This window comes from Desulfosporosinus sp. BICA1-9 (genome assembly GCF_000802135.1).
Genome location: NZ_JUEE01000085.1, coordinates 1 through 24,242 on the forward strand (window position 1 = coordinate 1; position 24,242 = coordinate 24,242).

Sequence of the window (24,242 nt, forward strand, 5' to 3'; positions counted from 1 at the left end):
ATGATGGCAAAGATCATGCCCAAGGCCAGTATACCTACCCCAAAACCGGCTAAAACCATACTCAAGTCTGTAGTACCACTCATCATAGCTTGGTAAAACAACACGGTTTCCGCTCCCTCCCTGTATACTGCCAGGAAGGCTGCGCTCCATAGGGCAAACGTGCTGCCCTTATTCAGGGAACCCTGTACCTTGCCATTTATGTAGTTCTGCCAGCGTTGGGCTTCGGACTTACTTACCAACCAGTAGCTGACTGAAAACAGCACCACCACTGCCAGCAGCATGGTAGCTCCCTCCAACACTTCCCGGCTAGCCCCACTGATACTAAAAACCTTGGTCAGGACCCATGCGGTTAGCAAGCTTGCCACTAGCGCAGCAGCAGTACTCTGGTAAATTACCTTGACCTTTTCTTTGTATCCGGATTTAACCAGGTAGGCAATGATTGCTCCGATGACGAGGATCGCTTCAAACCCTTCCCTGACGATAATTAAGAAGGAAGCTAAAAACGCTCCGAATCCAGTGGAACTCTCGCTCAGATCACCGTCAAGGGTTTTGGCGTCAACCTGCAACCCGCTAACCAGCTGTTCAATCTGCTGCTTGATTTGGGAGGCAGGCACCCCTTTGACCATGTCCTTTTTTAGCTGTTTGAAAGCCGTCTCCACTTCCGCATTGCGCTTAGCGGAGATATTCAATCGGACTGCCTTCTCCATTTGACCACTTTCATAGGGTCCGAAGTAAGCCTCATCCACCAGGTTTTTCGCCCCAGCCATATCACCCTGCTTATAAGTGGTATAAGCATCCTGCAGATGTTTATCGATTTCCTCGACCACACCGCTAAAAGGCTGACCTGCTGCCATAGCCGCAGGCGCTAAACCCAAGATAAGTATTAAACCTAACAACACTACGGCTAACTTTTTTCTCAAATGTCAATCTCCTCCCCAAAATTTGATTTTGATATTCATTATCAATAAATGGTGAAAATGATGGGTCCTTTCGGACCCGATCTTTATGATTAATATATGATATTCATTCTCAGTTGTCAATGAACAATTTTTGGATATCAGTGCTCATTTTTTATTTTTCTCCTAACACCATTTCTAACTGGTTTAGCTGAGCCTGAATCTTTCTTTGCCGTAAATCCAGGTATACAATATAGCCAAATAATAATGTCCATATCACAGCATATCCCCAAAACAGATGATTCATTTTAGAACCTCCTTAATAGGCCTTCAGGGCCTCTCTTTTAAGATTTTGAATTTTGCGTTCCATCTGCTCGATAGTCTTGCATTGTAATAGTAGTACTAAATAAAGCAAAGTAAACGTTAATAAACACACCATTAAGGTAAAAATCATAGAGGGTGGCAGGCCAATTTTGTCGGCCTCAAAAACCACTGGATGGATGGTTCGCCACCACCGAGCCGCCATGAACACGATCGGCACGTCTACAAAGCCAATAATTCCAAAAACAGCAGCTAGCCTATAATTTTTTTCATTTCCTTTTGCCGAATTACGGATAATTAAATAAGCTAGGTAAATAAACCATAATATCAGTGTGGTAGTCAACCTAGGGTCCCATGTCCACCACGTACCCCAAGCAGCCCTTCCCCAGATCGGACCCGTAATCAACACGATTGCAGTAAAAACAACCCCTACCTGGGCTGAGCTTCCGGCAATAATATCATACACTTCTGCTTTTGTCTTCAAATACATAATGCTTGCTACAAAAACTACAAAAAACGCCAAAAAAGCTACCCATGCTGACGGAACATGAAAGTAAAATATTTTCTGGACAGGCCCCATTTGCCTCTCTACTGGGACCCATTCAAACACTAAATACAATGCAGTTAACATTGATACAAAGGTCGAACCTAAAAGGATTTTTTTCAGCAAAGGTATTAATATCATTAATCCACCTCCATAAGGTAATCAAACAGCAAGAACGGCATGATTAGAAAAACCAGATCGTAAACCAGGATTAGTTTGATCCACGGAAGATATTGATCAAGGGTTAATCCAGTAAAAACTGCCGAAGTTGCTTCTATCGCAGCCAATAATACTGGCATTAGTAACGGGAATAAGATAACGGGCAGCAACGCTTCATTTGCTCTGAGATTACTGGTTAAGGCTGCTAGAAAAGTTCCAACTAGAATAAAGCCAACCGAACCGATCAACATTATAATAATCAACATACCTAGTGATCCCTTTAGATTAAGATCATAAAAGATGAAGTACAAGGGAAAGGTTATTATCTCCACAAAGAGAAGCTGCACTAAGTTGCTTGCAGCTTTTCCGAGATATATCTGGTATGGGGCAATGGGAGTTGACAAGATGCCTATTAAACAGTCATTAAATCGTTCCTTTGCATAGGTACGGTTAAGACCCAGAATTCCGGAAAAGATAAGACTCATCCAAATAAGTCCGGGCAAAATTTCCTCGACAGTCTGTCTTGACGGTTCGAAAGCCATGCTAAATAGGACTAAAATAAGCACCGAAAAGGTAACCATGGTTACAATAGATTCCTTTGCTCGAAACTCGCTGACCAAATCCTTTTTGAAAATGGTTGTGATTAAAGCCAGCTCACTACTCATTTAACAGGCCACCTTTTCATGGTAAATTCTTTTTAGATCCTCAGATAGAAGATTCGACCTGGGAAAATCAGCAGCAATCAGCCCTTTATTGAGAATTAATATTCGATCGACATCGTTCATACCATCTTCAAAACTATGAGTGACCATGAGGATCGTTTTGTGATTGGACTTTAAGTCTCTTAAAACGCCTTGAAGTAAACTAATACCCTGCTGGTCTAATCCTGTAAAAGGCTCATCCAGCAATATTACCTCAGGACTATGAATTAACGCCCTTGCTATGGATAGTCGCTGAAGCATGCCTCGTGAAAAGGTATAGACCGGCTCATTTAAGGCTAATATGAGACCTACCTTTTTAATAACCGTAATTATTTGCTCTTCCAGATTGTCAATATCATACAAACGTCCGTAAAACTGCAGATTTTCATAGGCTGTAAGCTCTGGATATAAGAAAGAGCTGTGTGAGATAATGCCAATTTTACGTTTTAATTCACCAGGAGCATTAACTATTGATTGATCCCCAATTTTAACTTGTCCTGAATCCGGTTTGGAAATCAAGGCTAGGATTTTCAAAAGGGTCGATTTTCCTGCCCCATTCGGTCCTAAAACTGCTACGAACTCACCCCTAGGAATCCTTACAGAAATGTCCCTGAGTACATTTTTACTACCATAGGTTTTAGATATATTAATCCCTTCGATCAATGGTTCATCCCCTCTCTTCTTCCATTTTCTTAAGAAGAGCCTGGTAACTAGTTAATGTCTTAGTATATTTGTCCTGATTAATCTTCCCTTGTGAAAATTGTTCTTCAAGTTGACGCATTTTGTTTAAGATTATTTGCTTTTTGATTCCTTCATTCGCCGTATCAACGTTCGCTTCATTTTCTTTAACCTTGGGTTGGTTTTTACGGCCTCTGTATAGGAAGGTACCTGGAATAATTACGAGCATTAAGCCAATAAAAGCAACCAAGACGTGAGGATCAAGGCCCTTTAACGTGCTTTTATTCCACTTTGCCATATGGCTCGGCGTATGAAACACTACTTTATCCTGGTATCCTGAGCTAAGAGTGGGGGTTGCCTGAACCCCCAAAGCAGGAAAAAGGGAGAAAACTGTAAGACCACCTAAAACCAGAAGCCTTTTAACCCAATTCATCGGCATCTGATCCCTTTAGACTTTTTAAGTCAGCTTCGATTTCTTCTTCTAATTTTCTAACCAGATCCTTTTCGTTGACCCCAGAAACTTTGTCCTTATCTTTGAGAAGCCGTACAGCTTTTTCTTTATATAAAGCTTTCAACTCCTGATAATCATCGACAGTTAGCTTATTCATATTAAAGTCAAATTCGATTTCCCCTATGGATGACATGACTATTTCTTTTTGTTGTTCATAGCCAAGGGGTTTATTTTTTGCCGGCTTAACCTTCAAGTTATGAATATCCTTCTGTATTAAAGGGTATCCGATAATTACTAAAGCGCCTGCAATCATTACTAACCCTATAACAACTTCCAATCCAACCCCTCCTATAAATACTTTTTAAACTCCTCTTCTACTCTAGCATCATAATATTCATCCAGTACCCCTGGTTTAATTTTTGCATGACCTTTTTTTACGCTTGGAACTTTGACCCATCTACTTAGAGCTAGGTATATTAAGGATCCCCCCATCACAATCCCCAGGAAAGGGATAACCCAAGCCATTAGATTAAAGCCTTTTTTGGGAGGGCTTGTTAAAATTTTATCTCCATACTGATCCACATACGTTTTAATAATTTGTTCCTTGGTTTGCCCTGAGGCCAGTTTTTGACGAATATCTTCTTTTATTTGCTGTGCAGTAGAATCTTGACAAGCTGCTACTGACATAGCTTCGGCAAAACAGGCTGGGCAGATTAAAGCGTTTTCAATATCACTTTGAGCACTTGCCAAAGCAGGAGAAATGTTAAGAAGCAGAAAGCTAACAAGGACTAAACAGGTCAAACTTATCCTTCTAACTAACCCTCTTGCCATAGGACACCTCTCCTCTCCCTATATATCGACTTCCAACTCCACTACCCTTTCCGGGCCATAGGGCAAATATAACTCCTATGGCAATAACCCATCCCCCAGTCCACAACCATTTTATCTGAGGGTTAATATGGATTTTAAAAATTGCTGATCCATCCTCCTCCCATCCTGTTAAGAGAACGTACAAGTCTTCCTTGAACGTTGAGATGATCGCTGGTTCCGTCATGGGTTGTTCTGATTTTGAGTAAAAAACCTTTTCCACTTGTAAATTCCCCATATATTTATTATTGTGGATCACGTTCAAGTCTGCGTAAACAACCTCCATATTATCCCTGGTAGTTTGCTGGAGTCCCTTAAAAGAGATAGTATAGCCTTCAACTACAGCAGTTTCTCCTGGCTTAAACGTTTTAATAGCTTCGGTGTTAAATACATTTGAGCCAGTGATTCCAATTATCATCATTACAATTCCCATATGAATCATATAACCACCATAGCGCCGTCTGTTTTTGGTTAAAAGCTTAATTAAAGATACTATGAGATTTTCTCCAGTCAATTTTTTTCTTACCCGAACACCTTTGAGAATATCCTGGAGAGTAGAAAAAATTACAAAAATGCAGATGGTATAGGCAATTAAAGCATAAGGCTTGCTAATTCCTCCAATAAAAACGATCATTAACAGGCCTATTATCGCAATGATCCATGGCCACATGAAATTTTTAGCTATATTTTCAAAGGTGGCCTTCCGCCAAGCAATCAAAGGGCATATTCCCATGAGCAAGGTAAATGCTAAACCAATGGGAGCATTAACCTGATTAAAGAAGGGGATTCCCACAGCAATTTTTTCACCGACAACAGCTTCTGAAACGATAGGGAAAACGGTTCCCCAAAAAATACTAAAAGCTGAGCCCACTAGGAGTAAATTATTTAATAAGAAGCTGCTTTCCTTCGAGATATAAGATTCAAACTGATTTCCTTGGCGAAGCAGGTTGATTCTGTCAGCTACCAGATATAAGGCCGCTAAAATTATCAAAGAAGTGAATATCAGGAAGTAAGCTCCCAAGCTGGAATTACCAAAGGCATGAACTGAAGCGACAACTCCACTTCGTACTAAGAACGTCCCAAAGAGTGTTAAGCCGAAGGTAATAATAATTAGGACCATGTTCCATATCTTGAGCATATTTTTACGTTCCTGGACTATAACCGAATGAAGAAAAGCCGAACCGGTTAGCCAAGGCATTAACGACGCATTTTCTACGGGATCCCAGGCCCAATACCCACCCCAGCCTAATTCTACATAAGCCCATTGGGCTCCAAATAAATTACCCAGTGTTAAAAACAACCATGAAATAAGGGTCCATTTTCTAGTCAATTTAATCCACTGGTCACCGGGATTTTTCATAATGAGGGCGGCCATTGCGAAAGCAAACGGGACTGTGAAACCGACATATCCTAGATATAGCGTAACCGGATGAATCACCATACCCGGATTCTGAAGCATGGGGTTCATACCCATCCCATCTAGTGGTGGGTTTAGTACCTGTACAAAAGGCTGGGAAACAAAATTTATCATAAACAGAAAGAATACACTGACCACCATCATAATAGGGCTGGCGTAGGGTATAAACTCTTTATTTTCTTTCGATGCTGTAACAATGGCTGCTAATAAAACGAGTATCCATGCCCAGAATAAAAGCGAACCGGAATTACCCGCCCACAGGGCCGATAATTTATAGATAGCAGGCAGATCCTGACTTGTATATTGGGTTACATATTCAATGGAAAAATCGCCGGCTATCAAAGCATAGATCATAGCAACTACACTAATCGTCGTGAAAAGTGCCGTTCCATATACTGCATTTTTAGCGCTGAGGAGATATTTCAGTCCTTTATTACTGTTAAACAAAAAGAAAGCAACTAGGGAATATAGACTTAACCCTAAGGCGATCAACAACCCGATAGTACCTATATTGGCCACAATTTTGTCCTCCCGATTTTTTAATTACTGTTGTTCTTCATATTTTGAGGGACATTTGGTCATAACTTTATCTGCCAAAAAAACTTGTTCGACGGTGTATTTCCCGTCCACTATGACATCAATCCCATCATTAAAATTATCAGGCTTAACTCCTTTATATAAAACTGGCATAGTTTCTTTTTGATCTTCTGAGATAATTTCAAACTTCAGTTCTGCCTTTGAGGGGTCCCATTTTACACTTTGACCGACTAATTTACCACTTACTTTAAGATTTTGTTCCCCTAATTTTCCTTTATCTGCGCTAGCCGTCACTTCATTAATGGTCATATAATACGTTTTGGCATTGTTAAAACTACTGATCATTAGATAGCCAAAAGCACCTAGAAGAACCGAAAGGGCTAGTATAAGCTTTAACTTCTTGTGCATTATTACCCCTCCCCCTAAGAATCTTCCTCGCCCTTAAGTTCAGCTAATAATTGGTGATAGGTTCCCTCGCTAATCCTTCCACTTAATAAGGCATCTCTTAATTTCTTTTTTTCAGCCTTAAGTTTGCTATGGCTTGGTTGTTTTTTGTTCGAATTTTGCATTTTCCTAATTTCCTTATCTATTATAAACTCTTCATCTTCATAATCTTCTTCACTGTTTCGGTTTATAGGAATATGCTTACTATTCATAGCTTTATAGATGATTAGCCCTAGGACTCCGACAAAAGCCGCTATGAAAAACAATACTATAGCAGCGCTAGTTCTTTTACTCTGTGTTGATTGGGTCGGCTGACCACTTTGACCTTGCTGCTCGCTAAGGGGAGCAACTGAGGGGTTGGGATCAGATTTAGTGTAACTGGCCTTGATTTGTACATTATCTCCCGGTTTTAGCGTCTTAAATTCTTTCTTGTAAATGCTGAAGCCATCGTAACCAGGCTGTGCTTGTCCAAAATCAGGGGTAACAACCATGTTCGAGGCTTTTTTGGGCTGGAATACGGTTACTTCGGCTTGCACGACAGGATATTCAGGAATATATTCGTAAACGAACGTTTTATCAGGGTTACCCTGCAAATTGTTGTAATAATACTCTATTTGAACAGCTTTTGTTTCACCAGGTTGTAATGGTGTAGGAAACTTCCAGACAATTTGGTCATTTTTTTCGCTGTGTTTTACAGTTGGTTCGACATGATTATCTCCCTTACTCTTATCTGCTACAGTATATTTTTTGGAATCCTTAGGAAGATTCCAGACAAATTCTCCTGAGTAGGGCTGGTCTGACGTATTTTTAAAGTCAACGGAATAAATTACTAAGATATCCGGTGTATCGTACTCTGGCATCACATTAATATCCATGTTAATAATTTCAAGTTTAGCCGTTTCAGCATAGGCGGTTTTTGTACCAATAACTAAGCCAAGAAGAATCATAAAAGTAAAAAACCATTTTTTTGCTTTGAATTGTCGCATATTCATACCTCCAAGATTTAAACTACCTCACTAAATTTACCTTAGTCATGTGTCAGAAGTATGTCAGACGTCTGTCAGAAATGTAACATTTAAAAAGAAGGCTATGCTTTAAGTCAATGTTGAAAATTGATTGATATATTTTTATAGATATTTAATTTAGTACACACTTGTATTTTAAGGCGAAATATGGATTATTTATATTAGGCTTATAGACAAAGGAGTTGATGACGATGTATGTTTATGCTGGCAATGATCATATTGCTGCAGTTACGGATAAAATTGATGCAGATATTCATAACCATCTAATGCTTCAAATATCTATTTCCTTTCACAATGAGTTTAATATATCAGTTGCTGAAAAACAGTTTGCTTGCAAGGGCATCATTATAAGTTCAAATACAAATCACACCTTTTATAGTAATCAAGATGCACAATTTTTCTTATTAATTAATAACACCTCTGTCATAGAGAAACAATTGAACCAGAAGTATTTAAGGGGTCAGTTGTACTATGTTATTGATGATGAGTCAATAAACTTAATCCGGTGCTTACTGCGGCGGTATTATCCTATTCTGGATAAAGAGAATTACCTTAAGTTTTATACACAACTGCTCCAAGTATTGCTGATAAGCTCAGACGTCAACATCGCTATGGACGAGAGAATTACAAGCCTGCTTTCTCAAATTACAACCTGTACCAATCCGGAGCACAATCTTGAAGTAATGGCAAAAAGCGTGTTTTTATCGCAAAGCCGATTATCCCATTTATTTAGAAAGGAAACAGGTATGCGCTTAAGTTCGTACATAGTGTTACATAAATTACAAAAAGCGATGTTCTACATATTTTCTGGCAAAAGCATAACCGTGGCCGCAAACATGGCAGGCTTTGACAGTTCATCACACTTTGCGGCGGTATGTAAAAAGACCTTGGGGATGTCTGCCAGAGAATTGAGCGAAGATAGCGTTTTTTTGAAAGTAACCACATACTAAAAGACTTATAATCTAATAAAAGGAGGCGTTAGCGTGAAAAACTATTTAAAGGAAACGCATTTATTAGATTATAATCATCCAAAGATACAACAGCTTATTGCCGAGAGAAAATGGGCTGAAAAAGACGAGTTTGAAATAATTAAACAAATTTATAACTATGTGAAGAACGAAATTGTTTTTGGCTACAATTCAAAGGACGAATTTAATGCATCTGAAATTTTAGAGCAGGGCTATGGTCAATGCAACACCAAGTCTACCTTACTTATGGCCTTACTTAGGGGCGTTGGCATACCAACAAGGATACATGGTTTTTTGATTGATAAAACCATGCAAAAGGGTGCACTGGTGGGCTTAACCTACCTGATAGCCCCTGCAAAAGTAAGCCACACATGGGTAGAGGTATACTATAACAGCAACTGGATAGCACTTGAGGGTGTTATTCCTGATGAGAGCTATTACAATGCGGTTAAAGATAAACTGCAAAAGCGTGATGGCGGCTACTACGGTTACGCTATTGCTGTAAAAGACATCCGTGCGGATAACTTTTGCTTTGTAGGTAAAGATACCTACAGCCAAAGCCTTGCAATTACCGACGACGTTGGCATTTTTGATTCGCCAGAGCTTTTTTTCGAAAAATACAACAATACTCCCTCACCTTTAAAAAAATTTTTGTTTGGGAAAATATTATCCAAAAGGCTGAACAAACGGTTGCAGAAAATCCGAAATAGAGAATGAACTATAATTACACCATTTTGCAAATGAAACAGTAGTCCCAACACACCAATTCTCAGGATTTTAGCAGAAAACCAGACGGTTTCTAACATACCTATGTTAAAAACCGTCTGGTTTACAATGCGCTTTTGTTCAGTTCAGTAAAAAATCAAGTGCGTTGATTTGACGAATCCCGTTATGGGAAGTGGGACTAAGCATATTAGGAATAATTGACGCCGCGCACCTTTAATTTTTGATTCTTTAAAAGCAAAAATAGATACCATTGCCAGTACGATGGTATCTAGCAAATTTATTATCAGTCTCAAAATTACTCCTCCTTTTGAAAATTTATGACCTAGCAGTTTCGTATAATTGCTATCGGCATGGATGCCATGAAAAAGGGCCATAGGCTTTGCTAATCACAGGGGTGGTTGAAGTATATAAAATCTACTCCACCCTGTTCCCTCGGTATTTTCTCACTACTCCCATCGACACTAATGAAGTTTTCCTTTCCCTGGAGCTTTAGTATGAACTTTTGCAGTACCTCCCTGTTCTTGAACTCTTTCTCCTTGCCCACCAATTGACCTTTTCTATTAACCTCAGTCCATTTTAAAACTATCATCTTTCATTCTCACCCTTCATTTTTTCTTTAGGTTTCTGTCAAGGTGATCTAATGTGTTCTGCTTTTCTAAGGTGATCAGAGTTATCTAATCTTTCGGTTTTTTAATATCTTATTAAGGAAAAGGCCTTCGGGGAAGCATAGACAGGCCTGCTCTGCTTTCTAGAATACATTTAAATCCACTTCCTTTTAGGCCCAACCTTTACTGATCAATTCCCCAGTTAACACCGTAAATCAATTTCATCAGGCTTAGGAAGATCAATAACAGACCAAATAATAACATTCCTAAAACCGAAGAATCAAATGCTCCTATGATAAGTGAAAGGATCGAATCCCAGATATTTTCGCGAACAGAGTTCGTTCTCCATATTTTTGCTCCCCAAATAACGAACCCTATTCCAACAATTAGCATAAAAACGTAGAGAAGTATCATAGCTAATTCCTCTCGTAATTTTATTGATTATTACTTGAACCACTTATCTTCGAGTTTGCGGATAAAGACTATTGCGATGAATAAAGCAAGATAGCCTAGCCAGTTATTCAATCGTTCCAAAGTGCTTACAGCTACAACGAGAATAATCACAATTAGAATTAACTTGATATGTCTCAACTGCTTCACCTATTTCATTGCATAATCTACTTAAAGTATATTATGTCTCTCAGTGTAAAAACTTTATTGATAATCCCAAGACGCTGAGCTGGCGTTTCAACTGCACCATTCTTAGTCTTTACCGTCAGACAGAAATTATAAAAGGTCCTTAGAATTGTCAGTGCATACTGAGCATACTTAGGATTACAGTTGGCGTAAATATAGCTTTTGCCTTCTCCACGAGCAGTCATAAGAGGTCTTTCCAAGACGGAAAAAACCCGCTGGTCAAAATTACTTCATGGAGAAGAGGGCGAAAAAAAGGCAGCACGGTGGTGCGAAAGGTGTGGGTACCAGCGGCGGTATCGTAACTGCTCCGGCTTACGTTATATTTGGTTCAGGAGATTTTAGCAAGCTCAAACCTGGCGATGTATTGGTAGCCGTAACGACCACCTCGGCCTGGACTCCATTGTTTGCATCGGCTTCCGCAGTCGTCACCGATATCGGAGGGCCGCTCAGCCACAGCAGTATTGTAGCTCGCGAGTATGGCATCCCGGCGGTCATGGCCACTCGCTAAGCCACCCGTTCCATCAAAACCGGACAGATGGTTACTGTAGATGGGACCAAAGGAACGGTGACATTGGATGAAAACTCGTAACCCTACGGATTTTAAGTTTTAATCTTCTGGTATTTTCCTCAGCTATGGATTGGTATTGCCGGTTATGCTGTTTGTTTCCCGTAAAATAAACATATCGTTCATTACGATTATCGGAATTTAGTGTTGCATAAACGTCAGATTATGTCTTGTTAATTCGTCTTAAATAACTAGAAGGAGTGTGTTATGAAGAAACTTAGAATCGTTTTAGTGATGCTTATACTTGCATTGATTGTGTCAGGTTGCTCTAATTCTGGGGTTAGTCCACAAATTGAATCAAAGGGAAATACGGTTACAGCTCAGTACGCTATCGATTATGATACTTTTACCACTGCCATGAGAGCAAAAGGTTACTCACTTGAGGAACTACAACCCTCTCAGAATGAGATTAAGTTCTTCAGTGTGACTGCAAAATCTATCAAGGTTAATGGCGACCTTATTTTTATCTACGAGTTTACAGATAACGCCATTGCAAAATCCGAATCACAAAGAATTACTAGCGATGGACAAATTGGCAACAGTATGATTGATTGGATTGATAAGCCTCACTTTTATCTACAAGGCAGAATAATTGTAGGTTATATCGGAAGCAATAAAACAATATTGGATGATTTGGCAAAGATTATCGGGGACCCGATTACTGCTACCTAATTTGACAATAGCAGAATGTTGAAAAGTGTACTAATAGGGGGTAAACCCTATTAGTCATGGAGAAAATAAACAGTAAAATATAACTGAGCCAAAAAGAAAAAACCAGATAACTGCTGCCTGGTTTGATTTTATTATGAGCTAATTAGCTTTTCAGTTTACATCAATTTTTTAGAATCTTACGCTAAAAGTAGAACCTTTGCCTAGGACGCTTTCTACCTCTACTTGGCCGCCATTTTTTTCAGTTAACTGTTTAACAATGGCTAATCCTAGACCTGTACCACCCGTTTCACGGCTTCGATCCTTATCTACTCGGTAAAACCTGTCCCAAATATGGGGCAGATCTCTTTCAGGAATTCCGAGCCCAGAGTCACTTATTGATATGCTAATCATTTCCGCACACTCTTTTAACAATATCGATACATTTCCGCCTTGTGGTGAATACTTAATAGCATTATCCACTAAGTTTACTATGATTTGCTTGAAGGAATTTCTATCGATTTTTAAGAAAATAGATTTTTCTTCAGATATGACTTCAATACTGATAGAATTTTCTCCAACCCTCGCATTGAAGCTTGTTAACACATTTTCAATAAACTCTTTTAGCTCGATATTCTCAGGGTACAGAGGAATCTCCTCTTCTGATCTGGACAAAATTAGAAGGTTATTAACCAACTGAGCTAACCGATCGGTTTCATCATTAATAATCGTTAGAAATCTTTGCTGGGCCTCGGGGGTTTTGCCCTTGTTATCAATTAATGCTTCAACAAATCCTTTGATCGAGGTTAAGGGGCTTCTTAATTCGTGAGATACATTGGCAACAAATTCTTTCATTCTTTCCTCATTGGCTTCAACCTTACTCGACATATCGTTAAAAGTTTTTCCTAGCTGGTTTATTTCTTCAATTCTCGTATCCGTCGGAACAGTGACCTGCTTTTGACCTTTTGCTATTGATTTTGAAGCTTCGGTAATGGTCAATATAGGCCTAGAAAGACGCCTCGATAGTATTACCCCTATTAGAAAAGCAATGGCTAACGAAATAATCCCCGCTGTCAAGACCATTTGAGAAAGGCTGGCTAAAGCTTTATTAATTCCTTGAATTGGAGAGTAAAGAATTATGGCCCCGATTACCCTTTCCTCTTGTAAAATAGGGATTATTACCCGAATAACTGGTTCCTGAAAATATTGAGATTGCCCTTTACGTACAGATATACTGCCTGATTGCAGGTTGCTAAGTTCTGAAGCCTCTAAATAATTCCCTTCGCAGTAGTCATGATTTGCGGCGGCAGCTATAACCGCTCCTTTTTTATCGACTACCCAGACCTCAGTCCCCAAGTTCAAGTCCAAACGGTTAACCAGATTGACAAAATCATGGGGGTCCACTTTTTCAACGAGAAAGGGCTTAACCACCTGGGCAATATCCTGCCCTTTAATAGTTAGCTCCCTTTCTTTCTGCTCAAAAAGGTAGTTATTAAACATAAACGATAAGCTTACCCCTATGACAACCAAACTTATTACGACGATAAGGATATAGGAGCCAATCAGCCTCGTAAAAATGGTTTTCATTGATTTGGCACCTCAAAGCTATACCCAATTCCCCTCACTGTATGAATGAAAATGTGGTTTTTTTCTTCATTATTGATTTTTTTCCTCAGCCGTTTTACGGCTGAATCTACTGCCCTAGTATCGCCTACATAGTCAAAACCCCATACTTTATTCACTAATTGTTCCCTAGTAAAGACTTGCCCCCTATTTCGGGTTAAAAAAGCCAATAAATCAAATTCTTTAGCGGTTAAGTCAACCTCCAGCCCGTTTAAGAGAACCTGATACTTTTTAAAATTAATTTGAAGCCCTGGTAAGTTAAGAAAATCATCGGAAATACTATTCCCTGTATCGGTGGACTCCGCAAATCCTTTTTTTGCTTCCTTACCTATTAAGCTTCTTCTAATTTGCGCTTTAACCCTAGCCAAGAGTTCTCTGGGACTAAAGGGCTTCGTTATATAATCTTCCGCTCCTAATTCAAGGCCAAGAATTTTATCAATTTCTTCCCCTTTTGCAGAAACCATGATAATAGGCACTTGACAGAAGGTTCTTATCTGCTTGCAAACTTCCCAACCATTTAGTACTGGCAGCATTATATCTAACAACACTAAAGAGGGTTTATCCGTTTGGACTTTCTCTATTACCTGAAGACCATTTTCAGCATGAATAACGATGAATTCTTCTTCCAAATAAACCTGTATTAATTCCCTAATTAAAGGGTCATCATCCACTACGAGGATCTTTAACCTGTCTTCCACATTAAAACCCCCTTCCAATAATACTACTCAAGGTGGACTCGACGGCCAATTGCTTGTAAGTGACCATAAAGTTATTTCTTTCTTCACTGATACGATTCAGACCATATCCTCTTGCATATTTTCGTTACTATTGCCTTGGTGCCCAGAGCATTACAGAGACACCAATCATACAGATTAAAGCTCCAATCCAATCGTAAACATCAGGTGTTTTATGATCTATTCCCCAACCCCAAAGCACTGAAAGAATAACAAATACACCACCGTAGGCAGCATACACTCTTCCAAAACTAGGAAACGTTTGAAAGGTAGGAATTATCCCGTATAGCATAAGAATAAGTCCACCGATAATTCCGTACCATACTGGCTTGGCCTCACGTAACCAAAGCCAAACTAAATATCCCCCACCGATTTCTGCTAACCCAGCTAGAAGAAAAAGAATTATTGTACTAAACATAAATTCAACCCTTTGTAATAGCATATTTTATGTATTTCTATTATAAGTTATCAGCTCAACTATTACCAAAACAATTACTCTCGCTTATTTTTTACTCCACCCGTAAATTCAGCTTGCGATCGGCCCAATTTAATAACAAACACTTGCCTAAAGAGTTTGTTAACCCTACTAATACGTAAGAAATCAGAAAAATAATCTTTAAACACATAACATAAAACACGGAAAACCCTAAATGGGTTCTCCGTGTTCGCTCTCTATATGGATCTTTCTAAAGCGAAGTTCTTACCACATTCCTCCATAGTAACTAGCTCCGCCCCAACCACATCCATAACCGTAACCGTTGCCATAACCTGGAGCATACCCTGGATTTGGCGCAATCTGACCCTGTTGTTGGCTAAACTGTTGACGATATTGGGCAGTAGCGTCGATGTTGGCTTTTGTGGCATCTGCCTGAGCCTTTGAGATCTCTCCTGCTTCTGCATATTTATCCACGATCTGCTTCTGAGTCTCTGTTATTTGTTTGTTGAGTGCATCGATTTCCGCTTTTTGTTGATCCGAAATAGCTGCGTATGTAGGAACAGCAACCAAAGCGAGAATAAATACCGAAGCAAAAATAATTGATAACCTTCTTTTCATTTCATTGCACCTCCTTTCCATTGTCTTTACTAGTATAAACAAGTTTCTTTACAGGAAAATCACGGTAGATTAACATTTTTGTAACATTATAAGTTCATAAAACAAATTCAAATATAAGGTAAAAAAACTGGGCATTGCGCCCAGTTTAACTTATCAGCAAGTTTTATCATTCATGACCAGATTGGCTACCTGACATATGATTCTCAGACATATTAGTATTATGGTTCTCGTTGTGATTAGTGTTATAACCATTTCCGTTCATACTATTATGCAATTGTTGGTGTTGTTGGGGATTCATATTAGAATGTCCATCATTGTAATAATATTGATTGGGTTGCCCTGTGGTGACGGGTGCAGAGGTAACGGTTTTTGCAGGAACGGTTACAGGGGTACTTGCTGGGGTAGCAACCGGAGCAGCAACTGGAGTAACAGCCGGAGCAGCGGCCGGAGCAACAGCTGGAGTAGCAGCCGGAGCAACAGTCGGTGCAACAGCCGGTGCAACACCGGAATTCGTGTTCATGACCATTGGATTAGGATCGTTTTTAATCCATTCGGCTATCTTTTGCTGATAATCCGTGGAGGTGGCAGCACCGGCTACACCGACTGCTCCAACTATTAAACCAAGTGATAAGGCACTTACCATGAATGTGTTTTTAATGCTTCTCATGAAAATCATCCTTCCATTATAAATCTTTGATTACAACAATGTGTTGTTCATCCAGTTATTCGTTAAGGCAGACTATTTTTTGAGGGTAGGTTAAAAAACTTTTTAAATTTTAGATATAGTATAGAGTTGTTATTTTACGCCCACGTCACAGATTCTTAACATTTTTGTTAAATAGTCACCTTTTTTATACATAGAAACCAAAAAAACTTGACAATCATATTATTAACGACTAATATAACGATATAAATATTAGCGCCCACTAATATATCAGGAGGGGGTAATGGATATGGATTATATGGATATCAAGGTTAAATTTGTTAAAGGATTTGCAGATCGAACACGTCTTCAAATATTGGAGTCAATAAAACACCAAGAAAAAACGGTATTGCAAATTGTCGATGAAATTAACGGAAACCAATCGAATGTTTCACAACATTTAGCCTGTTTAAAAGGGTGCGGCATCGTGACATCACGTCAAGAGGGTAAATTCATTTACTATTCGCTGCGTGATGAACAGGTCAGAAGCCTGCTTAATATGTTCGATGCTGTCTTAGGCGATGTGGAACAGCAAGTCGCCGCCTGTGACAAAAATGAAAAATGTCTTTGTGGAAAGGGTGAAATTAAATGTTTAACCAACCGAAAAAAGATATCTCTTTAGAAGCTAATAACTGTTCTTGTTGCGAACAAGATACTAAGAATATGTTTCCGATACTATTGGAAACGACTGCCCCTAAGACTTCAAACTGCAGTTGCTGCGAACCAATTGAAGAATCTGACAGCCACGATAAAAAGGCTGAACTTATACAATTTCCAGTCTCCACTGTGAAGAAACAAGCAAGTACTCCACTTACCATGATTGAATCGCCTAACAGCGGTTGTTGTAGTGATGATTCATGCGGTGTCGAGGACAGAGAACTTGATAACAATGAGGTGCTTTCTGGGCACATTTTAGAGTTTCAAGCTGAAGGTATGGACTGTCCGGTCTGTGCCCAGACTATTGAGAAAAGTTTAATTAAGATTTCTGGTGTAAATCATGCTAAGGTCAACTATAGTACTTCAAAAATGCAAGTTGCGGTGGATAATGGGGCACTCCTGGAAAGTATCCAAAAACACGTTCAGAAACTCGGATTCAAGGTCACACCGATTACACAAACTAAGAAAAAGGGTCAAACATTCAATATCGAAGGAATGGATTGCGGAGTTTGTGCCAAAACCCTGGAAAAACATCTCAGAACCTTACCGTCGGTAAGAGAAGTAAGTGTTAATTTTTCAACTGGTAAGATGCACATTGTCCATGATATGACTATAGAAGAAGTCATTAAAGCAGTGTCTAAATCAGGATATAAGGCTAGCCTGGTATCGAGAAGTAAAGAAAAAACGATTATTCCGGTTCCAGCTACAAAGAAATTCAGCTTATCTTCAAACGCAATTTCAGGTATTCTCTTAGTTTTGGGATATCTTGGTGCCTTAACCCACGTTCCACAGTTAATTTCTATACTGCTCTATGCAGCATCGATAGTAATAGGCGGCTATAAACCTGCCAGAAGTGCCTATTACGCTGTTAAAAGTAAATCATTAGACATGAACGTACTCATGACAACCGCTGCTTTTGGTGCGGCAATTATTGGGCAATGGTTGGAGGCGGCAACGGTAGTTTGGCTCTTTTCGCTGGGCACTACCCTGCAAACAAAAACGCTTGCTAAAACAAGAGACTCGATTCGTAATTTAATGAGCTTAACGCCACCTGAAGCCTGGTTAAAAATAGACCAAGATTTAGTCCGTACTTCAGTTGACGATATCTCTATAGGCGATACGATAGTTATTAAGCCTGGTGAAAAAATCCCCCTAGATGGGGAAATTGTCTCTGGAACCTCAAGTATTAATCAGGCTACGATTACTGGTGAGTCCGTTCCTGTAGATAAAAGTGAAGGTGACACAGTGTATGCCGGAACAATCAACGAGAACGGTTCTCTTGAAGTAAAGGTTACTAAATTGATTGAAGATACGACAATCGCCAAAATCATTCACTTGGTTGAAGAGGCACAAGGGAAAAAGGCTGAAACACAAGCCATAGTTGACCGTTTTGCCAAGATTTACACGCCTATTGTATTTGTTTTGGCAATGCTGACAATTGTCGTTCCACCTTTGTTAGGATTAGGGACATGGAGTGATTGGTTTTATAGAGGCTTAGAGTTACTTGTTATCGCTTGCCCTTGTGCCTTGGTTATTTCTACTCCTGTGGCAATTGTATCGGCAATCGGCAATGCAGCAAAAAATGGAGTCTTGATTAAAGGGGGAACTTTCTTAGAGGTTGCCGGCACTATCAAGGCGATTGCTTTTGACAAAACAGGGACTCTCACCGCCGGCAAACCAAAAGTCTCCAAAATCATTACGTTTAAAGGTTCTGAGCAAGAGATTATAAGTGTTGCCAGAACCATTGAGGAACACTCTCAACACCCGATTGCGTTAGCTATTATGGACTATGCCAAAGCTAATAACATTTCTAGCCAAAAGGCAGACTCCTTCAAGGCAATCGTAGGTAAAGGAGCACAAGCTTCCATAGAGGGAACAGAATATTTTGTGGGTAAACCGCGTTTATTCCGCGAACTGGGACTATCCATTGAGCGTGAAGTACAAGACTGTATTGAGACTTCCCAAAATGAAGGAAATACCATCGTCATGGTCGGAACTAAAACTAAACTTTTAGGGATAATTCTAGTAGCAGATTATGTTCGCGAAGTAACAGTTACAGCTCTGAAAAAACTTAAAGACGTTGGCATTGAGCAGATTGTTATGCTAACCGGAGATAATGAAGGAACCGCACGAAAAGTGGCCTCAGAAACAGGTATTGATAGATATTTCTCCGAATTGCTGCCTGAAGATAAGTTAAATACTGTTAAAAAGCTACAGCAAGAATATAATGTCGTGGCAATGGTTGGCGATGGCATCAACGATGCCCCTGCCTTGGCTACCGCTAATTTAGGAATTGCCATGGGAGGAGCAGGAACGGACACAGCCATGGAAACTGCAGATATTGTTCTCATGGCAGATAATTTGGAAAAGCTTCCTCACACCATCAAGCTAAGTCGACAGGCTCTAAGAATTATTAAACAAAATATTTGGTTCTCCATTATTGTAAAGGCTGTCGCTTTAATGCTCATCTTCCCAGGCTGGCTTAGTTTATGGATGGCTGTATTGAGCGATACTGGAGCAGCTTTGATTGTTATATTTAATAGTATGCGACTGATGCGTATGAAAGAGTAGACTTATTCAACATTCGCCGGTACCTCTTTATCGATAACCTTTTTGGGGATCATAACCGGCGAGTAACTCGACCATTCTGTAACGACGTAGTAATACTCAAGTCTGCAGGCGTCTCGATCAGACGTGTTGCTTACCAATTTACCAACACCACCAATCCCTATATGCATTATTCCAGCCATCGTTATGAGGACGATTATACCAATAGTATTTAGGCTGATAGTTTGGATTCATCGGACTGTACCACAATCCACTCGCATCAATGTTAGTCCTAGTGGAAAATATCTTATGAATGAATTATTAGATACTAAAGCTACAGTCCAATTGGCCGCAAAGTTCGGATGAGCACACAGAGAGGGATTGGTAGGGATTCGTGATAAAAAACCAAACGAGAAGACGGGCGAAATGCATAGTCTTCTCGTTTGGTTTATGCGTTTTGAGATTAATCAGTAGATTTTATCATTCATGACCAGATTGGCTACCAGACCTATGATTCTCAGACATATTAGTATTATGGGTCTCGTTTTGATTGTTATGCGTTTGTTGGTGTTGTCTTGTTGTGACAGGTGCAGGCGTGACAGTTGCTGCCGGGGCGGTTGCTGGGGTGACAGCTGCTGGGGTTGTTGCTGGGGTGACAGCTGCTGCTGGGTGATTTGTGTTATGCGTTTGTTGGTGTTGTCCTGTTGTGACAGGTGCTGGGGTGACAGTTGCTGCCGGGTCAGTTGCTGGCGTGACAGTTGTTGCCGGGTCAGTTGCTGGCGTGACAGCTGCTGGGTCGGTTGCTGGCGTGACAGTTGTTGTTGGGGTTGTTGCTGCTGGGTCGGTTACTGGGGTACTTGTTGTTACAGTTGCAGTAGTGCTAGGGTCCACAGACGTTGCTGATGTAGCAGCACTAACTGCTGCAACCGCTCCGATTACCAGGCTAAGAGACAATGTACTTACCATTAGGGTATTTTTTATGTTTTTCATCAAAATCATCCTTCCTCAATCTAATTACAATAATCCATAAATCAACTACAATGGCACTTGTTTTTTTAACCTAGCTTTAATTTTTTCCTAATGACCACCCCTCTGTCTTCAGCAAGTTATTCGTAACTATTTGTTCATTTTCAGGGGTAGTTTAAAAATATTTAAAGAGCAAGTTTCACTCTGTTTTTTTATTCATGACCAGATTTGTTAAAGTGTCCGTTGATCTGGAATTATTAGTTATTTATGCAACAAAAATGAGACATTAATGTGACAATCCTGTAACATTCTATCCCCATAATGGGAATAGAATGTTTTTTTCTACCCCCAAAAACTGCTTCAGATTTACGAAAAACTATTAAGTGGAGGGATTAAGGTGCAAGAACAGGTTTTGAGAGATACCTTAATATCAGCCAAGAGCGGTGATCCTCTCTTACGAGAGGAACTTATACGATCTCATAAAGCATTTATAGCCAAGGTAAGTTCCAAAGTCTGCGGCAGGTATTTAACCTGGGATAATGACGATGAGCTCAGCATTGCTCTTTTAGCTTTTAATGAAGCGATTGACAACTTCGATCCTCAAGGAGGTGCTTCTTTTCACAGTTTTGTTCAAATGGTGATCCGCCGAAGATTAGTGGACTATTTTCGCAAAGAAGGCAAACATCAACATCTTTCCCTCTCACCCATGAACCTAGAGGATGAAGACCTGAGCCGCTACGATCTTGATACATCCCAAGAGCAATATCAAGAAAACGAGAACCAAGAGGTCTTTGCGGAAGTTGTTGAAAGCTACGTCCGCGTGCTATGTGACTATAAAGTGACGTTAGATGATTTGGTAAAAGTCTCCCCGAAACATAGTGACAGTAAGCAAACTCTCACAAGGGCGGCCTTAGTTTTAAGCCATAACTCAGAACTTATGGCGCATCTTCAAAAACATAGACTTTTACCCATTAAAGAGCTGGAGATATTGACCGGCGTAAAACGCAAAGCCCTAGAAAAGGGACGAAAATATCTTATTGCTCTGGCTCTCATCTTATCTGAGCCGGCATTTTATCCGCTAAAAACTTTCATGCAGATTCCAGTAGAACTGGGAAAGTAGGTGAAGAAGTATGGAGAAAACCAAAGGCATCGTGATGCGAACCTCACCAAAGCTTACTGTCATCTTCACAGAGAAAGGTGACTTTTTGGAAATCGCTACTCCTAAAGAGCCGCCAAAAGTAGGCCAAACGATTGAGGTGATTATAAAACCTCAACGGATACCATCATTCCATAATTCCTGGCTTAAATATTCGACTGCAGCAGCAGTTTTATTAATTGTATTGAGCATCACTTCGTTCCTCTTATTCATTCCGAATATGGCGGTTGCATCCGTTGCGCTGGATATCAACAAAGGTATCGAGTTGCTTGTTAACAACCAAGGCAAGGTTATCAAAGTGCGCGATGTCAATGGAGGTTCAAGTATAGTGGAAGGAATGTCCTTCAAAGGGTTGAATGTATATCAAGCCGTTGATTTAATCGTGGAAAATGCCAACAATAAAGGAATGTTAAATGAGACTCAAAACCTAATTTTAGCCAACGTGGTACCGGTCAATAGGTGGGGAAATCAATTGATTGATTCCGAAATACTCCGAAACTCAATCCGTGATGAAATGATCCGCAGGAACCTGTCAGGAAGTGTGGTTGTCGGTCAAACGACCCAGAAAATCCAACAGGAAGCCCAGCAACAAGGAATGACGGTTAACAGTTATTTAATTTATGATCGATGTGAAGAGAAAGGTATCGCTGTTCAACCCGATACCCTCCGCAATGATGTGCAAAAAGCTCTGGTGGATGCGAATGTTAGTGTAGCCAGCCTTTTCCCTGAAGAAAGTTTGGAGGTAAGAGCACAAAACTGGAAAGGTAACCTCGAAGCTACCAAGCCAGAACCAAATGTACAAAGGGGTTCAGAACACAACCAACCTTCAAATATGGAATCAAAGACTACAGAGAACCATAGTAATACGGACCGTTCCAAGAACCAGAGCCAATCATCCGCTGGCAGCACCTCTAGTAATTGGAGCGAACCCAGTGAATCCAGCCATTCTCCAGTAAATCAACCTCCACAAGAAACATCCCATGATTCGACAAAACCGAGTTCCGACCAAATATCCCCTGACCACAGCACAACGGAAAGTACCACACCACCACAACCTACGAACCCTCCCTATAACGGGGAAACAGATCAAGATCAAAATCATCCCACAGAGAAAGAAGATGGATTAAATACTCAGCCCCAATCCAATTGGCCGCAGAGTACGGGTGAGCACACAGAGGAGGATAGAAGGGATTCATGATAAAAAATCAAACGAGAAGACGAGCGAAATGCTTGGTCTTCTCGTTTGATTTTAAGCTTGTCACTCCTTCGGATTGCCAATCTGCGTTCTCTGCTGAAGAAAGCCGTAAAGTGCAGGAATCATCGAAATCAGAACAATCGCTAAAATAACTAGCGTAAATTTATTCCTTGTAGCGGGAAGGTCCATTTTGTAAGTCAGTTATATTAACGCAAATAATCCAAAGGATTGGTTGTGTCCCCTTTGACAATAACCTCAAAATGGACGTGCGGCCCGCTAGAACGCCCGGTTGAACCCACCAATCCAATCGTTTGACCCTGAGAAGCCGTCTGTCCGGCAGAAACAAGAAGTTTCGAGGAATGGGCATAACGTGTCATAACTCCGTTTCCGTGATCAATAAGAATGCTTTTCCCATAATTCCCATTCCACCCTGCACTAATCTAATACTGACTTGTCTGTTCCTCTAACTTTATGTAACGTAAAAATAACAAAACTGTGACAATCCTGTAACATTCTACACCCATAATGGGAATAGAATGTTTTTTTCTACCCCTCGAAACTGTTTTAGTTTTACGAACTACTATTAAGTGGAGTGATTAAGGTGCAAGAACAAGTTCTGAGAGAAACCTTAATATCAGCCAAGAGCGGTGATCCTCTCGTACGAGAGGAACTTATAAGATCTCATAAAGCATTTATAGCTAGGGTAAGCTCCAAAATCTGCAGTAGGTATTTAACCTGGGATAATGACGATGAGCTCAGCATTGCTCTTTTAGCTTTTAATGAAGCGATTGACAGCTTCGACCCTCATGGAGGAGCTTCTTTTCACAGTTTTGTTCAAATGGTGATCCGCCGAAGATTAGTAGACTATTTTCGCAAAGAAGGCAAGCATCAACATCTTTCCCTCTCGCCCATGAACCTAGAAGATGAAGAGCTGAGCCGCTACGATCTTGATACTTCCCTAGAACATTATCAAGAAAACGAGAACCAAGAGGTCTTTACGCAAGTCGTTGAAAACTACGTTCGTGTGCTCTGTGACTATAACGTAACGTTAGATGATTTAATAAAAGTCTCCCCGAAACATAGTGACAGTAAGCAAACTCTCACAAGGGCGGCCTTAGTTTTAAGCCATAACCCTAGACTTATGGCGCATCTTCAAAAACATAGACTTTTACCCATCAAAGAACTAGAGTTACTGACCGGCATAAAACGCAAAGTCCTAGAAAAGGGGCGAAAATATCTTATCGCCCTGGCACTCATCTTATCCGAACCAGATTTTTATCCGCTAAAAATATTTATGCAGCTTCCAGAAGAACCGGGAGAGAAGGTGTAAGCAAAAATGGAGAAAACCAAAGGGATCGTTATGCGGACTTCGTCAAAGGTTACTGTCATCTTCACGAAAAAAGGTGACTTTTTAGAAAT

31 protein-coding genes and 1 pseudogene are annotated in these 24,242 nt (G+C 40.1%); 10 read left to right on the forward strand and 22 right to left on the reverse strand.

Features of this window, described 5'->3' with window-relative positions; translation table 11 throughout:
- The 11 genes from JL57_RS10940 to JL57_RS10985 all read right to left on the reverse strand — a co-directional run.
- Window positions 1-920: FTR1 family protein (locus JL57_RS10940; RefSeq protein WP_034142083.1), on the reverse strand; the 920-nt coding region annotated here is incomplete at its 3' end.
- A gap of 151 nt (window positions 921-1,071) precedes the next feature.
- Window positions 1,072-1,203, reverse strand: a complete 132-nt coding sequence (locus JL57_RS34165) for a CcmD family protein (RefSeq protein WP_291299964.1) — start codon at window positions 1,201-1,203, stop codon at window positions 1,072-1,074.
- 12 nt (window positions 1,204-1,215) lie between these two features.
- Window positions 1,216-1,902: a cytochrome c biogenesis protein gene (gene ccsA, locus JL57_RS10945; protein WP_034142084.1), complete on the reverse strand. Its 687-nt coding sequence runs from the start codon at window positions 1,900-1,902 to the stop codon at window positions 1,216-1,218.
- Window positions 1,902-2,585 carry a heme exporter protein CcmB gene (locus JL57_RS10950; protein WP_034142085.1) on the reverse strand — a complete coding sequence of 228 codons (684 nt, stop codon included), beginning with the start codon at window positions 2,583-2,585 and terminating at the stop codon, window positions 1,902-1,904. Before JL57_RS10950 ends, ccsA begins: the two co-directional genes overlap by 1 nt.
- The gene (locus JL57_RS10955; protein ID WP_034142086.1) at window positions 2,586-3,284 is read right to left on the reverse strand and encodes an ABC transporter ATP-binding protein; all 699 of its coding nucleotides are present in this window, start codon (window positions 3,282-3,284) and stop codon (window positions 2,586-2,588) included.
- Window positions 3,285-3,288: 4 nt separating this feature from the next.
- A complete protein-coding gene (locus JL57_RS10960; RefSeq protein ID WP_034142087.1) occupies window positions 3,289-3,732 on the reverse strand; it encodes a hypothetical protein in 444 nt (147 codons plus the stop codon).
- A complete protein-coding gene (locus JL57_RS10965) occupies window positions 3,719-4,087 on the reverse strand; it encodes a hypothetical protein (protein WP_034142088.1) in 369 nt (122 codons plus the stop codon). The genes JL57_RS10960 and JL57_RS10965 overlap by 14 nt, the downstream gene beginning before the upstream one ends.
- Window positions 4,088-4,098: 11 nt before the next feature.
- Window positions 4,099-4,581, reverse strand: coding sequence for a cytochrome c-type biogenesis protein CcmH (locus JL57_RS10970; protein ID WP_034142089.1), 483 nt, complete (start codon window positions 4,579-4,581; stop codon window positions 4,099-4,101).
- Window positions 4,562-6,553, reverse strand: coding sequence for a heme lyase CcmF/NrfE family subunit (locus tag JL57_RS10975; protein WP_034142090.1), 1,992 nt, complete (start codon window positions 6,551-6,553; stop codon window positions 4,562-4,564). Before JL57_RS10975 ends, JL57_RS10970 begins: the two co-directional genes overlap by 20 nt.
- Before the next feature lie 24 nt (window positions 6,554-6,577).
- Window positions 6,578-6,979, reverse strand: coding sequence for a cytochrome c maturation protein CcmE (locus JL57_RS10980; RefSeq protein ID WP_291299965.1), 402 nt, complete (start codon window positions 6,977-6,979; stop codon window positions 6,578-6,580).
- 14 nt (window positions 6,980-6,993) lie between these two features.
- The gene (locus tag JL57_RS10985; protein WP_034142091.1) at window positions 6,994-8,001 is read right to left on the reverse strand and encodes a hypothetical protein; all 1,008 of its coding nucleotides are present in this window, start codon (window positions 7,999-8,001) and stop codon (window positions 6,994-6,996) included.
- Between the two features lie 230 nt (window positions 8,002-8,231).
- On the opposite strand from JL57_RS10985, the gene JL57_RS10990 reads away from it, so the two are divergent.
- Together JL57_RS10990 and JL57_RS10995 are read left to right on the forward strand one after the other, a co-directional pair.
- The gene (locus JL57_RS10990) at window positions 8,232-8,990 is read left to right on the forward strand and encodes a helix-turn-helix transcriptional regulator (protein ID WP_034142092.1); all 759 of its coding nucleotides are present in this window, start codon (window positions 8,232-8,234) and stop codon (window positions 8,988-8,990) included.
- A 33-nt stretch (window positions 8,991-9,023) separates the two neighbouring features.
- A complete protein-coding gene (locus JL57_RS10995; protein WP_034142093.1) occupies window positions 9,024-9,725 on the forward strand; it encodes a transglutaminase family protein in 702 nt (233 codons plus the stop codon).
- Window positions 9,726-10,116: 391 nt separating this feature from the next.
- On the opposite strand, the gene JL57_RS11000 is transcribed toward JL57_RS10995, so the two are convergent.
- The 4 genes from JL57_RS11000 to JL57_RS11010 all read right to left on the reverse strand — a co-directional run bounded on the left by JL57_RS11000 (window position 10,117) and on the right by JL57_RS11010 (window position 11,175).
- The gene (locus JL57_RS11000; RefSeq protein ID WP_034142094.1) at window positions 10,117-10,323 is read right to left on the reverse strand and encodes a hypothetical protein; all 207 of its coding nucleotides are present in this window, start codon (window positions 10,321-10,323) and stop codon (window positions 10,117-10,119) included.
- A 199-nt stretch (window positions 10,324-10,522) separates the two neighbouring features.
- Window positions 10,523-10,753, reverse strand: a complete 231-nt coding sequence (locus tag JL57_RS11005; protein ID WP_034142095.1) for a hypothetical protein — start codon at window positions 10,751-10,753, stop codon at window positions 10,523-10,525.
- Between the two features lie 30 nt (window positions 10,754-10,783).
- The gene (locus tag JL57_RS34170) at window positions 10,784-10,930 is read right to left on the reverse strand and encodes a hypothetical protein (RefSeq protein WP_291299966.1); all 147 of its coding nucleotides are present in this window, start codon (window positions 10,928-10,930) and stop codon (window positions 10,784-10,786) included.
- 26 nt (window positions 10,931-10,956) lie between these two features.
- Entirely contained in the window at window positions 10,957-11,175 is a 219-nt protein-coding gene (locus tag JL57_RS11010; RefSeq protein ID WP_291299967.1) for a hypothetical protein, read from the reverse strand.
- Window positions 11,176-11,252: 77 nt separating this feature from the next.
- Between JL57_RS11010 and JL57_RS11015 the strand changes: the two genes are divergently transcribed.
- Window positions 11,253-11,483, forward strand: a complete 231-nt coding sequence (locus JL57_RS11015) for a PEP-utilizing enzyme (protein WP_045691239.1) — start codon at window positions 11,253-11,255, stop codon at window positions 11,481-11,483.
- A gap of 264 nt (window positions 11,484-11,747) precedes the next feature.
- Window positions 11,748-12,212, forward strand: coding sequence for a hypothetical protein (locus JL57_RS11020; protein ID WP_034142098.1), 465 nt, complete (start codon window positions 11,748-11,750; stop codon window positions 12,210-12,212).
- Window positions 12,213-12,380: 168 nt separating this feature from the next.
- Here JL57_RS11020 and JL57_RS11025 read toward each other — a convergent pair whose 3' ends face one another.
- The 5 genes from JL57_RS11025 to JL57_RS34175 form a co-directional block, all read right to left on the reverse strand.
- A complete protein-coding gene (locus JL57_RS11025; RefSeq protein ID WP_034142099.1) occupies window positions 12,381-13,775 on the reverse strand; it encodes a cell wall metabolism sensor histidine kinase WalK in 1,395 nt (464 codons plus the stop codon).
- On the reverse strand, window positions 13,772-14,509 hold the full coding sequence (locus JL57_RS11030; RefSeq protein WP_034142100.1) for a response regulator transcription factor: 738 nt from the start codon (window positions 14,507-14,509) through the stop codon (window positions 13,772-13,774). The genes JL57_RS11025 and JL57_RS11030 overlap by 4 nt, the downstream gene beginning before the upstream one ends.
- 127 nt (window positions 14,510-14,636) lie before the next feature.
- Window positions 14,637-14,963, reverse strand: a complete 327-nt coding sequence (locus tag JL57_RS11035) for a YnfA family protein (protein ID WP_034142101.1) — start codon at window positions 14,961-14,963, stop codon at window positions 14,637-14,639.
- A gap of 282 nt (window positions 14,964-15,245) precedes the next feature.
- A complete protein-coding gene (locus tag JL57_RS11040; RefSeq protein ID WP_034142102.1) occupies window positions 15,246-15,599 on the reverse strand; it encodes a YckD family protein in 354 nt (117 codons plus the stop codon).
- A 166-nt stretch (window positions 15,600-15,765) separates the two neighbouring features.
- Window positions 15,766-16,266: a hypothetical protein gene (locus JL57_RS34175; protein ID WP_291299968.1), complete on the reverse strand. Its 501-nt coding sequence runs from the start codon at window positions 16,264-16,266 to the stop codon at window positions 15,766-15,768.
- A 280-nt stretch (window positions 16,267-16,546) separates the two neighbouring features.
- Here JL57_RS34175 and JL57_RS11050 point away from each other — a divergent pair, with 280 nt between their 5' ends.
- Together JL57_RS11050 and JL57_RS11055 are read left to right on the forward strand one after the other, a co-directional pair.
- Window positions 16,547-16,924, forward strand: coding sequence for a helix-turn-helix transcriptional regulator (locus JL57_RS11050; protein WP_045691240.1), 378 nt, complete (start codon window positions 16,547-16,549; stop codon window positions 16,922-16,924).
- Complete coding sequence (locus tag JL57_RS11055) at window positions 16,891-19,530, forward strand: heavy metal translocating P-type ATPase (protein ID WP_034142103.1); 2,640 nt, start codon at window positions 16,891-16,893, stop codon at window positions 19,528-19,530. The genes JL57_RS11050 and JL57_RS11055 overlap by 34 nt, the downstream gene beginning before the upstream one ends.
- A gap of 2 nt (window positions 19,531-19,532) precedes the next feature.
- On the opposite strand, the gene JL57_RS34180 is transcribed toward JL57_RS11055, so the two are convergent.
- A complete protein-coding gene (locus JL57_RS34180) occupies window positions 19,533-19,697 on the reverse strand; it encodes a hypothetical protein (RefSeq protein ID WP_291299969.1) in 165 nt (54 codons plus the stop codon).
- 515 nt (window positions 19,698-20,212) lie between these two features.
- On the opposite strand from JL57_RS34180, the gene JL57_RS11060 reads away from it, so the two are divergent.
- The 3 genes from JL57_RS11060 to JL57_RS11070 all read left to right on the forward strand — a co-directional run bounded on the left by JL57_RS11060 (window position 20,213) and on the right by JL57_RS11070 (window position 22,826).
- Window positions 20,213-20,536 carry a hypothetical protein gene (locus JL57_RS11060; protein ID WP_034142104.1) on the forward strand — a complete coding sequence of 108 codons (324 nt, stop codon included), beginning with the start codon at window positions 20,213-20,215 and terminating at the stop codon, window positions 20,534-20,536.
- Between the two features lie 333 nt (window positions 20,537-20,869).
- Complete coding sequence (sigI, locus tag JL57_RS11065; protein WP_034142105.1) at window positions 20,870-21,592, forward strand: RNA polymerase sigma-I factor; 723 nt, start codon at window positions 20,870-20,872, stop codon at window positions 21,590-21,592.
- A 10-nt stretch (window positions 21,593-21,602) separates the two neighbouring features.
- Window positions 21,603-22,826 carry an anti-sigma factor domain-containing protein gene (locus tag JL57_RS11070; protein ID WP_291299970.1) on the forward strand — a complete coding sequence of 408 codons (1,224 nt, stop codon included), beginning with the start codon at window positions 21,603-21,605 and terminating at the stop codon, window positions 22,824-22,826.
- Between the two features lie 203 nt (window positions 22,827-23,029).
- Here JL57_RS11070 and JL57_RS34185 read toward each other — a convergent pair.
- Window positions 23,030-23,260: pseudogene (locus tag JL57_RS34185) on the reverse strand (M23 family metallopeptidase); the annotation flags it as partial.
- 164 nt (window positions 23,261-23,424) lie between these two features.
- Between JL57_RS34185 and sigI (JL57_RS11075) the strand changes: the two are divergent.
- Window positions 23,425-24,153 carry an RNA polymerase sigma-I factor gene (gene sigI / locus JL57_RS11075; RefSeq protein ID WP_034142106.1) on the forward strand — a complete coding sequence of 243 codons (729 nt, stop codon included), beginning with the start codon at window positions 23,425-23,427 and terminating at the stop codon, window positions 24,151-24,153.
- Window positions 24,154-24,242: the final 89 nt, after the last annotated feature.